This window comes from Pseudomonas sp. 37 R 15, from assembly GCF_900004865.1.
Taxonomy (GTDB): Bacteria; Pseudomonadota; Gammaproteobacteria; order Pseudomonadales; family Pseudomonadaceae; genus Aquipseudomonas; species Aquipseudomonas fluorescens_AM.
On the sequence record NZ_CVTV01000046.1, the window covers coordinates 172490 to 189169 of the forward strand.

The following is a 16680-nucleotide window of genomic DNA, read 5'->3' on the forward strand; positions in this document are numbered from 1 at the left end:
GTTTCTCCCTTGCGCCGCCATGGATGAGCTGCGTGGTTCTACAGCGGATATAAAAACGCCTGCAACAAGCAGGCGCGGTGTGGAGAGCGAAACCCCTAGGTCATAGGAGGTTAGAAGGAAGGAGTTCCATAGCCACGAAGGCATTCTACGAACGTTGTATTTTGTTGTCAGGCCGCTGGGGTATCTCAACGGTAACAATCTGCGTCGCCAGATGATTAGGCTGATTTCTTCGGATGTGAGCTTTCAGTCAAGAACGTATCCGCAGAAAACACTGTTCAGGATTTTATGCATCGTATAGAGTGCATTAATTCGCAAATGGCTATTTGTGCATTGTATAGGATGTATTTTGTATATGAGCGATCTAGGCACTCTGATCAAAAGTCTGCGCAAGGCCGCCGGCCTTTCACAAACCCAACTTGCGCAGCGGCACGGCATGAGCCGTGCCACTATCTCGGGGATCGAGAACAACACCATCCCGGAAGTGGGGATCCGTAAGGTCGCGGCGATTCTTGAGGGATTGGGGTATGAGTTGACCGCCATACCCAGGCATCGCCGCAAGACGCTCGATGAGCTGAAATCAGGAGGTATCCATGACTAGCCAACGTGACCGGTTGTATATCGGCGCGGGTGGTGTGTCTGCTGGAACGCTCGGGCGCGGTGAGGACGATCGGCGTGATTCGGTATTCTCGTATAACGAAAAGGTTGCTCCAGAGCATGCCGTTTCCCTGACCATGCCTGTGCGCCTGGAGAGCTACAACTGGAAGTATGGAGTCCACCCGTTGTTCGAGATGCATATCCCTGAGGGGTATCTCAAGGACGAACTTGTGCGACGGTTCAGCAAGTCGGTACGCGGCTTTGACGACTTCACCCTGCTGGGTATCGTAGGCCCGCACCAGCTAGGTCGTATCAGCATTGCCCACGATGCGGGTGGCGAGCCACTGCCTGAGCTCAAGCTCTCGGAACTGTTGGTCTATGACGGGGCGAAGCACCTGTTCGAAGATCTTCTGAAAACCTACGCGGCCTATTCCGGGGTGTCGGGTGTTCAACCCAAGGTACTGGTGCGCGACCTTGACGATACGGCCTCCGGCATTGAGCGTCTCACACACAGGGGCGCTACGCATCTGGTGAAGGCGTTCAACGAAGCTGACTTTTCACAATTGGCCGCCAATGAGTTTTTCTGCATGCGGGCCGCATTCCATTGCGGCCTGGAAGTGCCTGAGTTTCAGCTTAGTCAGCGCGGCAAATTTTTGGTGGTGAAGCGGTTCGACATCGGTGCAAGCGCCTACCTCGGATTCGAGGACATGTGTGTTCTATCCGGATGGGGGACCGCCAGGAAGTACGACGGCAGCTATCAGGGATGCGCGAAGCTGATCAGGTCATTTGTCACGCCCAATCGTGTCACCAGGGCACTGGAAGACTTCTTCCTGATGGTGGCGCTTTCTGCCGGGATCCAGAACGGTGACGCGCACCTGAAAAACTTCGGCCTGCTGTATGAGCACTGCGCAGAGGACGCGGACGTCTGGCTCGCCCCTGCTTACGATCTGGTGACCACCACGGTATACAGCAGCAACGACATCATGGGTTTGCTGCTCGGCGGTTCGAAAGCCTGGCCAAAGCGCGAGATGCTGGTCAAGTTCGGACGCAGTGCGTGTGGTTTGACACAAGCCCGTTGCAACGAACTGCTGGTCAGGGTGCGCGATGGCATGACCCGTGCGATGGCGGAGCTTTCGCAATACCGAAGCGCTCACCCGGAGTTCGAGGCAGTCGGGGAGAAGATGACGGCTGCCTGGGCAGCAGGACTGGCGAAGAGTATCGCAGTGCAGTGATCTTCGCGGCTCAGGCTCAGCGCCGCGCAATATCCGAAAAGTAAAACTTGTCCAACGTATGCCGCGACTCGGTGTACTCGAACTGCCGCCCGTCCTGCAAAAACGTCTGGTTACTCACCACGATCACATGGCTTTGCCCGTCAAGGTCCAGGTGCGCCTGATCGTCCTTGCTGCGCGGCAAGGCTTCGATGGTGCGTTGCGCGTAGCTGATCTGCAGCTGCAACGTCTGTTCGATAAACGCGTAGATCGACTGCTCGGCAATCGAGCGGTCCAGGCCGGGGATCAGTTCGGCGACGAAGTGGTTGATGTCGAGGATCACCCGTTTGCCGCCAATGCGCCGTACCCGCTTGATCCGGGTGATCAGCGTGCCGGGTTCGGCCTCGATGTGCTGTTGCAATGAGCCTTCCAGCGGCACTTGGGTGAACTCGACCACTTCAGTGTGTATGTCATCGCCCAGGTCGGCATGGGTTTCATGGAAGCTCACGATGCCACCCAGTTGAAACTCGATCGGGTTAGGCGACAACACAAAGGTGCCTTTGCCGTGGATCTTCTGCGCGAAACCGCGTTCCTGCAGTTGCTCGATCGCTCGGCGCACCGTGCCCCGGCTGGCCTGGTAGCTGTCCATCAGTTCGGTTTCGGAGGGAAGGCGCGTACCGCGCTGCAGGCGTTCAGTGGTGATGCTGGCAAGCAGATCGGTATAGATCTGGTTGTATTTGCTCATGGGATGGCTCGATGCCCGGCTCTATGAAGGTGAACGGCGCTTTCAAGGCAGGAACCTTAGTGGCACCGGTGGGGTTTGTCCATTCGCCACTGGCGCAGTGGGTGGAAATGTCTGACGGACGATTTACAAAAATTAAACAAATTGTAACTCGTATAGACGAGTTGTTGATTTAACTCGTACAGACGAGTACTTTTCCCTCTCGGCGTGCTGCCAATGACTGCCACCCATAAAAACAATCACAGTGGAAAACGAGCATGAGCCACGACTATTCGATGATTGCCCGCGAGATTCTCGAGAACCTCGGGGGGCGCGACAACCTAGAGCAAGCTGCCCACTGCGTGACGCGCCTGCGCCTGGCACTCAAGGACCCCAGCCTGGTCAACAGCAGTGCGTTGAACCAGGTCGATCTGGTCAAGGGATCGTTCTTTACCGGCGGTTTGTTCCAGGTGGTGATCGGCCCCGGAGAAGTGGAAAAGGTCTACGCCGCCTTGCGCGAAGTCACGGGCCTGGCGGCATCGACCATTGCTGATGTGAAGCGCAAGGGCGCCGACAAGACCAACCCGATGCAGCGCCTGGTGCGGGTGTTCTCCGACGTGTTCATGCCGATCCTGCCGGCGCTGATCATTGCCGGCCTGCTCATGGGCATCAACAACCTGATGGGCGCCAAGGGCATGTTCATCGAGGGCCAGACGCTGCTGGAGGCGTATCCGAACCTGGATGGCCTGTGGAGCCTGATCAACCTGATGGCCAACACCTCGTTTGTATTCCTGCCGGCACTGGTGGGCTGGTCGGCGGCCAAGCGTTTTGGCGGCAGTGAAATTCTCGGCATCGTGCTGGGCCTGATGCTGGTTCACCCGGACCTGCTCAACGCCTGGAACTATGGCAAGGCGGTCGCCGGTCTCGACGGTCAGAGCCTGCCGTACTTCGATATTCTCGGCTGGTTTCAGGTCGAGAAAGTGGGCTACCAGGGGCAGATCCTGCCCATCCTGATGGCGGCCTACGTCATGAGCGTGATCGAGAAGTGGCTGCGGGCACGGGTGCCCAACGCAATCCAGTTGCTCGTGGTGCCTATCACCACCATCGTTGTGACCGGCGTGCTGGCCTTGGCCATTATTGGCCCGGTCACCCGGCACCTGGGCATCCTGATTACCGAGGGTGTGGTGACGTTGTTCGACCTGGCGCCGATGGTCGGCGGCGCAATATTCGGCCTGCTCTATGCCCCACTGGTCATTACCGGCATGCACCACATGTTCCTCGCCGTGGACCTGCAGTTGATCTCGACCCAGGGCGGCACCTTTATCTGGCCGATGATCGTCATGTCCAACCTGGCCCAGGGCAGCGCCGCGCTGGGTGTGTTCTACATGAGCCGCAATGCGCGGGATAAGAGCATGGCGTCGACGTCGGCGATTTCCGCCTACTTCGGTATCACAGAGCCGGCGATGTTCGGCGTGAACCTGCGCTTCAAGTTTCCATTCTATGCCGCGCTGCTGGGCTCGGCGCTGGGCAGCATTTTCCTGTCGCTGAACAAGGTGCAGGCGTCGGCCATCGGCGTCGGTGGCCTGCCTGGATTTATCTCGATTGTGCCAAGCGCCATTCCGATGTTTGTGATCGGCATGGTCGTGGCGATTGTCGTGCCCTTTGTTGTGACCTGTGTGTTGAGCATGAAGATTGTTCGGCCTGGATACAGGGTCGCCTGATCCATCGCTATCGGGGGCAAGCCCCCTCCCACAGGGGAATGTATTTCAAATGTGGGAGGGGGCTTGCCCCCGATGAGGCCCGCACGGCCAGCACCCAATTCTACTGAAGGAACCCACCATGCAGACCTGGCAACACTCGGTGATCTACCAGATCTACCCCAAAAGCTTCCACAGCCACGCGGGTAACGCTACCGGTGACCTGCTGGGCATCGTCGACAAGCTCGACTACCTGCAATGGCTGGGCATCGATTGCCTGTGGATCACCCCGTTCCTGCGCTCACCGCAACGCGACAACGGCTACGACATCAGCGACTACTACGCCATCGACCCCAGCTACGGGACCATGGCCGATTGCGACCTGTTGATCAGCGAAGCGGCCAAGCGCGGCATCAGGTTGATGCTCGATATCGTGGTCAACCACACCTCCGTCGAGCATGAGTGGTTTCAGCAGGCGCGCAGCAGCCTCGACAATCCCTACCGCGACTTCTATATCTGGCGCGACCAGCCGAACACCTGGGAATCCAAGTTCGGCGGCTCGGCCTGGGAATATGAGGCGCAAACCGGCCAGTACTACCTGCACCTGTTCGACCACACCCAGGCCGACCTCAACTGGGACAACCCCAAGGTGCGCGCCGAAGTTTTCAAAATGATGCGCTTCTGGCGTGACAAGGGCGTTGGCGGCTTTCGCCTGGACGTGATCAACCTGATCTCCAAGCCCGCGGATTTCCCCGACGACCACACCGATGGCCGGCGCTTCTACACCGACGGCCCGAATGTGCACGACTACCTGCACGAAATGCACCGCGAAGTCTTCGAGGGCCATGACCTGATCAATGTCGGCGAAATGTCCTCCACCAGCCTGGAGCACTGTATTCGCTACTCCAATCCGGCGTCGAAAGAGCTGTCGATGACCTTCAATTTTCATCACCTGAAAGTCGATTACCCGAACCTGCAGAAGTGGGTGAAGGCCGAGTTCGATTTCCTGCAACTCAAGCAGATCTTCTCCGACTGGCAGTCGGGCATGCAGGCCGGTGGCGGCTGGAATGCGCTGTTCTGGTGTAACCACGACCAGCCACGGGTGGTCTCGCGGTTTGGGGATGACGGCGACCATCGCGTGGTGTCGGCCAAGATGCTCGCCACCGCACTGCACTTGCTCCAGGGCACGCCTTATGTGTACCAGGGTGAAGAGCTGGGTATGACCAATCCGGGCTTCGACAGGATCGACCAATACCGTGATGTGGAGACCCTGAACATCTTTCGCCTCAAGCGCAATGGCGGTGAGTCCGAGGCGTCGAGCATGGCGGCGATCATGCAGAAGTCTCGCGACAACGGCCGCACACCGATGCAGTGGAACAGTCAACCCAACGCCGGTTTCAGCAGCGGCGAGCCGTGGATCGACATCCCGGCCAATGCGGCGCAGATCAACGTCGAGCGCCAACGGGATGATCCTGATTCGGTGTTGCATCACTACCGCGCGCTGATCGCCTTGCGTCGCCGTGAACCCCTGATCCAGGAAGGCATTTACCGCGAACTGCTGCAAGGCCATCCCCAGGTCTGGGCGTACCTGCGCGAAGGCCGAGGCGAACGCTTGCTGGTGGTCAGCAACTTCTACGGAGCGCCGTGTGAAATCCAGTTGCCCGCGCAGGTCGTCAACGCGGCGAACGAACAGCGCCTGTTGATCAGCAATTACCCCGACTGCCCGGTGCGTACCAGCAAGGTGGTGTTGCGCCCTTATGAATCCTTCGTGCTGCACCTGACTGGGTGAAATGCCGCCTGTAGGAGCGAGCTTGCTCGCGAAGATCGTCAACGATAACGCGCCCTTCCAGGTGCAGCGTGGAGCCTTGAAGTTCTTCGCGAGCAAGCTCGCTCCTACAGGCGATCGCGTCACGCAAGACAGTAAGAAAAACAATAAAAATATCGGAGTGCTTTATGAAAACAACAATAAAGCTGGGCCTCGTTGCATCCTGCCTGAGCCTGCCCTTTGGCGCTCAAGCCCTGGAGTTTGGCGGTTACCTGCGCAGCGGCGCCGGCACCTCTACCGGCAGCGGCAAGCAGCAGTGCTTCCAATTGCCGGGCGCGCAAACCAAATATCGCCTGGGCAACGAATGCGAGCAGTACGGCGAACTGGAATTGCGCCAGGACCTGCTGACCTTCGACGATGGCTCTGTGCTCAGCGTCGATGCCATGGCGTCCCTCTATAACAAGTACGACCGCGCCCTGAAATTCCAGGGCGAGAACAACGGCTCTGCGCGTATGCCGCAGATGTACGCGCAATGGTCCAACCTGTCCGGTCTCAATGGCGGTTCGCTGTGGGCCGGGCGGCGTTACTACAAGCGTAACGACATCCATATCTCCGACTTCTACTACTGGAACCAGAGCGCCACCGGTGGCGGTATCGAGGATGTGTTGATCGGCGGCTTGAAATACAGCTACGCGCTGTCACGCAAAGACAACCTGTACCAGAAGGAATACGCCACCCGGCATGACTTCAATGTGGCCGGCTTCAACACCAACCCGGGCGGCGAACTGGAGCTTGGCTTGAGCTACATCCAAAAGGCCGGCGGGCGTGACACCAACAGCGGTTGGGCGTTGACCGCGCAGCATGTGCAAAGCGCGTTCCTGGGCGGCAAGAACAAGTTCGCTTTGCAGTATGGCGAAGGTCCGGGCACCGGCCTGGGTTACACCGGCAATACGCGGTTGGACAAGAGCAGCAAAAGCTACCGTGCCGTGGAGTTTTTCGACTGGCAATTGACCCCGCGTTTTGGTGGGCAGGTCCAGGCGGTGTACCAGAAGGATGTGCGTCCCGGGCGCCAGGACCTGAACTGGCTGTCGCTCGGCGTGCGCCCGGCGTATGCCATCAGTGAGCAATTCAAACTGGTCACCGAACTGGGGCACGATCAGGTCGAGGCCACGGGCGGTACGCGCAAGCTGAGCAAATTCACCTTCGCGCCGACCTGGTCGCCCAAGGGCCCGGAATTCTGGGCACGGCCGGAAGTGCGCTTGTACTACACCTATGCCACTTGGAACCAGGCGGCCAAGCGCGCGGCGAATGAGCTGGCGGCAGGTTCGGCGTTGTCCGACACCGGTGCCTACGGCACGGCGCGGCATGGGTCGAACATGGGCGTGCAGGTTGAATACTGGTGGAAATGACTCGTACTGATGGGGGAGGGGCCAAGCCTCCTCCCACATTTGATCTTCGTTTGCCATGAATTTAAAGAACAACAACAGGTGAAGCCATGAACCCCTCTCAACCCCTGGAACTGCTGGCACCCCTGTCCGGAATGCTGCTGGCGCTGGATCAGGTGCCGGACCCGGTATTTTCCAGCCGCATGATCGGTGATGGTGTGTGCATCGATCCCACCTCGCAGACCCTCTGTGCACCGCTGGCCGGAGTGATCAGCAATATTCAGGACAGCGGCCATGCGGTCAGCGTCACCGACGACAACGGCGTTCAGGTGCTGATGCATGTCGGCCTGGACACCGTGAGCCTGGCAGGCAAGGGCTTTACCCGCCTGGTCGAAGAGGGCCAGCGGGTGACGGCCGGCCAGCCGTTGATCGAGTTCGACGCCGACTATGTCGCGCTCAATGCGCGCAGTGTGTTGACCTTGATGCTGGTGGTCAGTGGCGAGCCGTTCGTGGTGCTGGCGGCGCAGGGCGACCTGATTGAAGAGGGCCGGCCGGTGCTGCGACTCTCGCCCGGCGCGGCAGCGGCAGACGCGAATGAGCAGCAGGGCTCGGCGCTGTTCTCCAAACCGCTGACCTTGCTCAATGCCCACGGCTTGCACGCTCGCCCTGCGGCGGTGCTGGCCCAGGCGGCGAAAGGCTTCAGTTCAAGCATCTACCTGCACAAGCAGACCCAGAGCGCCAATGCCAAGTCGTTGGTGGCGATCATGGCGCTGCAAACCGTGCAGGGCGACACCTTGCAGGTGAGCGCGGCGGGTGAAGACGCCGAGGCCGCGATCCGGGCGCTGGCGGCATTGTTGGCCGAGGGCTGTGGCGAAACGGTGGTGGCTGCGGCTGAACGGCTTGAGCCTGCCGCGCCGGTGTCGTCGGCTGCGCTGCTGCGCGGGGTATGCGCGTCACCGGGCTCGGCGTTCGGCCAGGTGGTCCAGGTGGCCGAGCCTGCGCTGACTATTACTGAAGCCGGCGCCGGCGAAGCCACCGAGCGCGATGCACTGGTGCGCGGCCTGCTGGCGGCCAACGAGGCCTTGCAACGCTTGCAAGCCGGCGCCGCCGGCAGTGCCCGGGCCGACATCTTCCGCGCCCATCAGGAGCTGCTTGAAGACCCGACACTGCTCGAGCAGGCCCACCTGTTGCTGGCCAAGGGCAAGAGCGCAGCATTTGCCTGGAACAGCGCCACCGCCGCCACGGCTAAATTGTTCCAGGGCCTGGGCAATGCGTTGCTCGCCGAGCGTGCGGCAGACCTGTCCGACGTCGGCCGGCGCGTGCTCAAACTGATTCTGGGTGTTGAGGACCGCGCCTGGACCCTGCCGGAGCGGGCTATCCTGATCGCCGAGCAACTGACCCCCTCGCAAACCGCGAATCTCGATACCCGCAAGGTGTTGGGGTTTGTCACGGTCGGCGGCGGCGCTACCAGTCACGTCGCAATCCTCGCCCGCGCGCTGGGCATTCCCGCCCTCTGTGGTGCGCCCGCTGACGTATTGGCGTTGGCCGAGGGTACGCACGTGCTTCTTGACGCCGATCAGGGCGAACTGCACCTGGAGCCGGACCAGGTCGACATCGACCACTCCCAGGCGGCCCGTGCGCGGCAGGGGGTGCGACGTCAACGCGAAGTGGCCGAGGCCGCCCAGGCTGCCGTCACCCGCGACGGCCATCACGTCGACGTCACGGCCAACGTCGCCTCGTTGCAGGACGTGGAGCAGTCCCTGGCCCTGGGCGGCGAAGGTGTCGGCCTGCTGCGTTCGGAATTTCTCTACCTGGACCGCAACCGCGCGCCCAGCCCCGCCGAGCAGGCCGGCACCTATCGCGCCATTGCCCGTGCCCTGGGCACCGAGCGCAATCTGGTGGTGCGCACCCTGGATGTCGGCGGCGACAAACCGCTGGCCTATGTACCGATGGAAGCCGAAACCAACCCGTTCCTGGGCTTGCGCGGTATTCGCCTGTGCCTGGAGCGGCCGGAGCTGTTGCGCGAACAGTTTCGCGCAATCCTCGCCTGTGCCGGGCTGGCGCGGCTGCACATCATGTTGCCGATGGTCAGCCTGCTTTCGGAGCTGCATCTGGCGCGCAAGGTGCTCGAGGAGGAAGCGCGGGCACTCGGGCTCAGCGAGTTGCCAAAGTTGGGCATCATGATTGAAGTGCCATCCGCCGCGTTGATGGCCGATGTGTTCGCGCCCCATGTGGATTTCTTTTCCATCGGTACCAATGACCTGACCCAGTACACCCTGGCCATGGATCGCGACCACCCACGTCTGGCCAGCCAGGCCGACAGTTTTCACCCGGCGGTGCTGCGCCTGATCGCTACCACGGTCAAGGCTGCCCATGCCCATGGCAAGTGGGTGGGCGTATGCGGTGCGCTGGCCTCCGAAACCCTGGCGGTGCCGGTGTTGATCGGACTGGGCGTGGATGAACTGTCGGTCAGCGTGCAGTTGATCCCGAGCATCAAGGCCACGGTGCGTGAACTGGACCTGGTCGACTGCCAGATCATCGCCCGGCAGGTGCTGGGCCTGGAAGAAGCCGGCCAGGTGCGTGAGGCTTTGCGCCTGTACCACGCCGCCACCGTTGAAACCTCATCTGTCGTGGAGCACTGAGCATGTTCGAGAAATTGCAGCGGGCGTTCTGGAAAGCCCTGACGCCGGATCTGATTGCGGAAACGGTCGCGGCGCCGGCGGGGGACAGCCTGTTACCGGTCGATGTGCTGAGCGCATTGGGCGGCGAGGCCAACCTCAGGTCGCAACAACGCGTGGCGCTGACGCGGGTGCGGGTGCAGTTGAAAGAGGCGGGGCGGTTGGATGAGTCAGCGCTGAAAGCGGCGGGCGTGCCGGGCGTCATGGTGTTGGCGGGGGGCGTGGTCCATCTGCTCACCGGTCTCCAAGCCAAGTAGAGGTCAAAATGTGGGAGGGGGCTTGCCCCCGATGGCGGTCTGTCAGTCAATCCATCCAGTGACTGACACTCCCTCATCGGGGGCAAGCCCCCTCCCACATTGCTCTATGGAGCATTGGGTTTACAGCTGCGGGGTTTCTTCCGGCGGCTTGGTCTTGTCCACACCCGGCACATGCAGGTTGCCTTCCACCACCTGGTTACCTTCCAGCTGCGGTTGGGTCACCCAGGTCAGAATGTCGTAGTAGCGCCGGATGTTCGCCACAAAATGCACCGGCTCGCCGCCCCGGGCATAACCGTAGCGCGTCTTGCTGTACCACTGCTTCTGCGACAGGCGCGGCAGCATTTTCTTCACATCCAGCCATTTGTTCGGGTTAAGGCCTTCCTTCTTGGCCAGAAGGCGCGCGTCGTCCAGGTGCCCGGTGCCGACGTTGTAGGCCGCGAGGGCAAACCAGGTACGGTCGGGCTCGGCGATCTTGTCGTCCAGCTCGTCCTTGATCTTGGCCAGGTACTTGGCGCCGCCCATGATGCTTTGCCTGGCATCCAGGCGATTGGACACACCCATTGCCTGGGCGGTGTTCTGGGTCAGCATCATCAAGCCGCGCACGCCGGTCTTGGATGTAACCGCCGGCTGCCACAGCGATTCCTGGTAGCCGATGGCCGCCAACAGTCGCCAGTCGACCTTTTCTTCCTTGGCGTAGGCGCGAAAGTGCTTCTCGTATTTGGGCAGGCGCTGTTGCAAATGCTGGGCGAAGGTATAGGCGCCGACATACCCCAGTACATCGACGTGCCCGTAATAGCGATCTTTCAGACGCTGGAGGGTGCCGTTCTTCTCGACCTTGTCCAGGTAACTGTTGATCTCGTTGAGCAGGCTGTTGTCAACGCCTGCGGCCACGGCCCAGCTCTGGTTGCTGGCATTGCCCAGATCGAACGCGACCCGCACGTTGGGGAAGTACACCTGGTTCATGGCGACTTCGTTGGAGTCCACCAGGGTCAGGTCGATTTGCCCTTCGTCGACCATGCGCAGCAGATCGACCACCTCAACGGCATCGGATTCTTCGTATTCGATGGCAGGGTTCTGTTTTTTAAGCGCCGCCAACTGCTCGGCGTGGGTGCTGCCCTTGAGCACCATGATCTTCTTGCCGACCAGGTCCGCCGCATTGGTCGGCCGTGACTGGCCGTTGCGGTAGATGATCTGCGGCGTCACTTCGAGGTACGGGTGGGAAAAGCGCACCTGCTGCTGGCGCTGCTCGCTGCTGACCAGGCCGGCGGCGGCGAGCACCGGACCGTTGGGCTTGCCCAACTGGCCGAACAGGTCATCGAGGTTGTCGGCGGTTTCGATTTCCAGCTTGACGCCCAGGTCATCGGCAAAGCGCTTGACCAGTTCGTATTCGAAACCGGTTTCACCGTTGCGGTCCTGGAAATACGTAGCCGGGCTGTTCCGGGTAACCACCCGCAATACGCCATCCTCCTTGATTCGCTCGAGCGTGCTGGGTTTATCAACACAGGCGCTGAGCATCAGGAAGAGTCCGGTGACGATGAGCCATTTGGCGCATCGCGGGCGCAAAGCAGTTGGGGAGAACATCTGCGCAGTATACGCAAACGGCCCACGGCGCCATATCTCGACAGCGGCACACTTGTCTGCTAGTCGCTGCGAAACTGTGCTGCATCCCGCAGAAACGCGGCCTGGCGCGTGATTGTGACGGTTAAAATATCTGCGCCCGATGCCATGGAATGCCCCTCGACACCGCGCAAACCGTGCCAACTGACGTTCGGCAGCGGCCACCGGTAGCGTTTCGGGTGCCGTGGGCGAAGGTTTACGCTAGAATGCACGGCCTCAAAGCACACCCCCTTCCCGAGGCTGTCCCGAAGATGTTGATCCTGCGCGGCGCTCCTGCCCTTTCTGCCTTTCGCCACAGCAAACTCCTTGAGCAACTGAGCCAGAAGGTTCCAGCTGTTACAGGCCTGTATGCTGAATTTGCTCACTTCGCCGACGTAACCGGCGTCTTGACCGCCGACGAACAGCAAGTGCTCGCACGCCTTCTGAAGTACGGCCCCAGCGTTCCCGTTCAAGAGCCGACCGGCCGCTTGTTCCTGGTGCTGCCGCGGTTCGGCACCATCTCGCCGTGGTCGAGCAAGGCCAGTGACATCGCCCGCAACTGCGGCCTGGACAAAATCCAGCGCCTGGAGCGTGGTATCGCGTTCTACGTGGCCGGCCAGTTCAGCGATGCCGACGCCGAGCTGATCGCCAGCAGCCTGCACGATCGCATGACCCAGATCATCGTCAGCCAGCTGGAGCAGGCTGCCGGGCTGTTCAGCCACGCCGAAGCCAGGCCACTGACGGCGATCGACCTGCTCGGCGGTGGCCGCGCCGCCCTCGAGAAGGCCAATACCGAACTGGGCCTGGCCCTGGCCGAAGACGAGATCGACTACCTGGTCAACGCCTTCACCGGCTTGAAGCGCAACCCCCACGACATCGAACTGATGATGTTCGCCCAGGCCAACTCCGAGCATTGCCGTCACAAGATCTTCAACGCCAGTTGGGACATCGACGGCCAGAGCCAGGAAAAAAGCCTGTTCGGCATGATCAAGAACACCTACGTGATGCACAGCGAAGGCGTTCTGTCGGCTTATAAGGACAACGCCTCGGTGATCGTCGGCTCCGTCGCCGGCCGCTTCTTCCCGGACCCGGAAACCCGCCAGTACGGCGCGGTGCAGGAGCCGGTGCACATCCTGATGAAGGTTGAAACCCACAACCACCCGACTGCGATTGCTCCATTCCCTGGCGCAGCTACCGGTTCGGGCGGCGAAATCCGTGACGAAGGTGCCACCGGCCGGGGCGCCAAGCCCAAGGCGGGCCTTACCGGGTTCACCGTGTCCAACCTGCAGATCCCAGGCTTCGAACAGCCATGGGAAGTGCCGTACGGCAAGCCCGAGCGCATCGTCACCGCGCTGGACATCATGATCGAAGGCCCGCTGGGCGGCGCCGCGTTCAACAACGAATTCGGGCGCCCGGCGCTGACCGGTTACTTCCGTACCTTCGAACAATCCATCACCACCCCTCGTGGCGATGAAGTGCGCGGCTACCACAAGCCGATCATGTTGGCCGGCGGCATGGGCAACATCCGTGAAGAACACGTCAAGAAAGGCGAGATCCTGGTCGGTTCCAAGCTGATCGTGCTCGGCGGCCCGGCCATGTTGATCGGCCTGGGTGGCGGCGCGGCTTCCTCCATGGCCACCGGCACCAGTTCGGCCGACCTCGACTTCGCTTCCGTACAGCGCGAAAACCCCGAGATGGAACGCCGCTGCCAGGAAGTCATCGACCGTTGCTGGCAGTTGGGTGACAAGAACCCGATCAGCTTCATCCACGACGTCGGCGCCGGTGGTTTGTCCAACGCCTTCCCGGAACTGGTCAACGATGGCGACCGTGGTGGCCGTTTCGAGCTGCGCAACATTCCAAACGACGAGCCGGGCATGGCCCCGCACGAAATCTGGAGCAACGAATCCCAGGAGCGCTACGTACTGGCCGTTGGCCCTGAAGACTTTGCGCGTTTCCAGGCCATCTGCGAACGCGAGCGCTGCCCGTTTGCCGTGGTCGGCGAAGCCACTGCCGAGCCGCAGCTTACTGTTACAGATAGCCACTTCGGCAACAGCCCGGTGGACATGCCGCTCGAAGTGCTGCTGGGCAAAGCCCCGCGCATGCACCGTTCGGCGGTACGTGAAAGCGAGCTGGGCGATGATTTCGACCCAAGCACGCTGGACTTGTCCGACAGCATCGAGCGCGTGCTGCACCACCCGGCCGTGGCGAGCAAAAGCTTCCTGATCACCATCGGCGACCGCACCATCACCGGCCTGGTTGCCCGTGACCAAATGGTCGGTCCGTGGCAGGTGCCGGTAGCCGACGTTGCCGTCACCGCCACCAGCTTCGACGTCTACACCGGTGAAGCCATGGCCATGGGCGAGCGTACGCCGCTGGCCCTGCTGGACGCTCCGGCGTCGGGCCGCATGGCCATCGGTGAAACCCTGACCAATATCGCGGCCTCGCGCATCGGCAAGCTGTCCGACATCAAACTGTCGGCCAACTGGATGTCCGCTGCCGGCCACCCGGGTGAAGATGCACGCCTCTACGACACGGTCAAAGCCGTCGGCATGGAGCTGTGCCCTGAGCTGGGTATCACCATTCCGGTGGGCAAGGACTCCATGTCCATGGCCACCCGTTGGAACGAGGACGGCACCGACAAGAGCGTCACCTCGCCGCTGTCGTTGATCGTCACCGGTTTCGCGCCGGTCACTGACATCCGCCAGACCCTGACCCCGCAATTGCGCATGGACAAGGGCACCACCGATCTGATCCTGATCGACCTGGGCCGTGGCCAGAACCGCATGGGCGCCTCGATCCTGGCGCAGACTCACGGCAAGCTCGGCAGACACGCGCCGGATGTCGACGACGCCGAAGACCTCAAAGCGTTCTTTGCCGTGATCCAGGGCTTGAATGCCGACGGTCACGTGTTGGCATACCACGACCGTTCCGACGGTGGTTTGCTGACCAGCGTCGTGGAAATGGCCTTCGCCGGTCACTGCGGCCTGAACATCGTGCTCGACAGCGTTGCCGAGGATGCCGCCGAGATCAACGGCATCCTGTTCAACGAAGAGTTGGGGGCGGTGATCCAGGTGCGCCAGGACGCTACCCCGGATGTGCTCGCACAGTTCAGCGCCGCCGGCCTGGACGACTGCGTGGCGGTGATTGGCCAGCCAATCAACAACGGTGAAGTCAATATCTCCTTCAATGGCGACACCGTATTTGCCGGCCAGCGCCGTCTGCTGCAACGCCAGTGGGCAGAGACCAGTTATCAGGTCCAGCGCCTGCGCGACAACGTCGACTGCGCCGAGCAGGAATTCGACGCAATCCTGGAAGAAGACAACCCGGGCCTGAGCACCATGCTCAGCTTCGACGTCAACCAGGACATCGCCGCGCCCTACATCAAGAAAGGCATCCGCCCACAGGTTGCCGTGCTGCGTGAGCAGGGCGTCAACGGCCAGGTGGAAATGGCGGCGGCGTTCGATCGTGCCGGGTTCAATGCGATCGACGTGCACATGAGCGACATCCTCGCCGGTCGCGTCGACCTCAACGAGTTCAAAGGCCTGGTGGCCTGCGGTGGTTTCTCCTACGGCGACGTGCTGGGTGCCGGCGAAGGCTGGGCCAAGTCGGCCCTGTTCAACAGCCGCGCCCGCGACGCGTTCCAGGGTTTCTTCGAGCGCAACGACAGCTTCACCCTGGGCGTGTGCAACGGTTGCCAGATGATGTCCAACCTCAGCGAACTGATCCCGGGCAGCGAGTTCTGGCCGCACTTTGTGCGTAACCGTTCCGAGCAGTTCGAAGCCCGTGTCGCCATGGTGCAGGTGCAGGAATCCAACTCGATCTTCCTGCAGGGCATGGCCGGTTCGCGCATGCCAATCGCCATCGCCCACGGCGAAGGCCATGCCGAGTTCGCCAGCGAAGAAGCGCTGCTCGAAGCTGACCTGTCCGGCACCGTGGCCCTGCGCTTTGTCGATAACCACGGCAAAGTCACCGAAAGCTACCCGGCCAACCCGAACGGCTCGCCGCGCGGGATCACCGGCCTGACCAGCCGCGACGGTCGCGTCACCATCATGATGCCGCACCCGGAGCGCGTATTCCGCGCCGTGCAGAACTCGTGGCGCCCGGAAGAGTGGAACGAAGACGGCGCCTGGATGCGCATGTTCCGCAACGCCCGTGTGTGGGTGAACTAAGGCCGTGTACAAGCTCGCCTTCTTCGTACCCGACAGCCACGTGGAGACGGTGAAAACCGCCGTCTTCGCCGCCGGCGGCGGGCGCATCGGCGACTACGACAGCTGCGCCTGGCAAGTGCTGGGCCAGGGCCAATTCCGCGCGCTGGACGGCAGCCAGCCGTTTATCGGGCAGGTGGGCCAGGTTGAAGTGGTTGAGGAATGGAAGGTTGAGCTGGTGGTGGCGGATGAGTTGATTGTGGCTGCAGTGGCTGCTTTGAAGCTGAGCCATCCGTATGAGACACCGGCGTATGAGGTGTGGCAGTTGGCGGATTTTTAATCGGTTGGCTGCATAAACAAGCAACCCGCTGGGCCAGTTTGGTCAGCGGGTTTTTTGTTGCCTTTCAAGGCCTCATCGGGGGCAAGCCCCCTCCCACATTTTGAATTGCGAATACCTTCAAGTGTGGGAGGGGGCTTGCCCCCGATGGCGTCCGCCCAGGCGCCTCAGACCTTTCCGACAAACCTTTCAGGTTGTCCCTCGGAACCTGTCTTCCTAGCCTATCGGTTTGAATTTTCTAGGCGGTGCAGTGATATGAGTCTGACGATCAAGACCGATATGCGGTTATTGCAGAGT

Annotated in this window: 11 protein-coding genes; 9 read left to right on the plus strand and 2 right to left on the minus strand. The window is 61.3% G+C overall.

Going from position 1 to position 16680, the window contains the following annotated elements; genetic code table 11:
- Positions 1 to 352: 352 nt before the first annotated feature.
- Both BFQ04_RS13635 and BFQ04_RS13640 read left to right on the plus strand, forming a co-directional pair.
- Positions 353 to 598, plus strand: a complete 246-nt coding sequence (locus tag BFQ04_RS13635) for a helix-turn-helix domain-containing protein (protein ID WP_065951273.1) — start codon at positions 353 to 355, stop codon at positions 596 to 598.
- On the plus strand, positions 591 to 1826 hold the full coding sequence (locus tag BFQ04_RS13640; RefSeq protein WP_065951274.1) for a type II toxin-antitoxin system HipA family toxin: 1236 nt from the start codon (positions 591 to 593) through the stop codon (positions 1824 to 1826). The genes BFQ04_RS13635 and BFQ04_RS13640 overlap by 8 nt, the downstream gene beginning before the upstream one ends.
- A 16-nt stretch (positions 1827 to 1842) precedes the next feature.
- Here the strand turns inward: BFQ04_RS13640 and treR are convergent, their stop codons facing one another.
- Positions 1843 to 2547 carry a trehalose operon repressor gene (gene treR / locus BFQ04_RS13645; protein ID WP_065951275.1) on the minus strand — a complete coding sequence of 235 codons (705 nt, stop codon included), beginning with the start codon at positions 2545 to 2547 and terminating at the stop codon, positions 1843 to 1845.
- Between the two features lie 254 nt (positions 2548 to 2801).
- Between treR and treP the strand changes: the two genes are divergently transcribed.
- From treP to BFQ04_RS13670, 5 genes are all read left to right on the plus strand, one after another.
- On the plus strand, positions 2802 to 4244 hold the full coding sequence (gene treP / locus BFQ04_RS13650; RefSeq protein ID WP_065951276.1) for a PTS system trehalose-specific EIIBC component: 1443 nt from the start codon (positions 2802 to 2804) through the stop codon (positions 4242 to 4244).
- Positions 4245 to 4362: 118 nt separating this feature from the next.
- Complete coding sequence (gene treC / locus BFQ04_RS13655) at positions 4363 to 6009, plus strand: alpha,alpha-phosphotrehalase (RefSeq protein WP_065951277.1); 1647 nt, start codon at positions 4363 to 4365, stop codon at positions 6007 to 6009.
- Between the two features lie 164 nt (positions 6010 to 6173).
- Positions 6174 to 7394: a maltoporin gene (locus tag BFQ04_RS13660; protein ID WP_065951278.1), complete on the plus strand. Its 1221-nt coding sequence runs from the start codon at positions 6174 to 6176 to the stop codon at positions 7392 to 7394.
- 86 nt (positions 7395 to 7480) lie between these two features.
- Entirely contained in the window at positions 7481 to 10012 is a 2532-nt protein-coding gene (gene ptsP / locus BFQ04_RS13665; protein ID WP_065951279.1) for a phosphoenolpyruvate--protein phosphotransferase, read from the plus strand.
- Between the two features lie 2 nt (positions 10013 to 10014).
- Entirely contained in the window at positions 10015 to 10305 is a 291-nt protein-coding gene (locus BFQ04_RS13670) for a PTS transporter subunit EIIB (protein WP_065951280.1), read from the plus strand.
- 120 nt (positions 10306 to 10425) lie between these two features.
- Here the strand turns inward: BFQ04_RS13670 and mltF are convergent, their stop codons facing one another.
- Entirely contained in the window at positions 10426 to 11886 is a 1461-nt protein-coding gene (gene mltF / locus BFQ04_RS13675; RefSeq protein ID WP_065951281.1) for a membrane-bound lytic murein transglycosylase MltF, read from the minus strand.
- Between the two features lie 287 nt (positions 11887 to 12173).
- Between mltF and purL the strand changes: the two genes are divergently transcribed.
- Complete coding sequence (gene purL / locus BFQ04_RS13680) at positions 12174 to 16070, plus strand: phosphoribosylformylglycinamidine synthase (RefSeq protein ID WP_065951282.1); 3897 nt, start codon at positions 12174 to 12176, stop codon at positions 16068 to 16070.
- A 4-nt stretch (positions 16071 to 16074) separates the two neighbouring features.
- The gene (locus BFQ04_RS13685; protein ID WP_054897795.1) at positions 16075 to 16386 is read left to right on the plus strand and encodes a hypothetical protein; all 312 of its coding nucleotides are present in this window, start codon (positions 16075 to 16077) and stop codon (positions 16384 to 16386) included.
- Positions 16387 to 16680 lie beyond the last annotated feature (294 nt).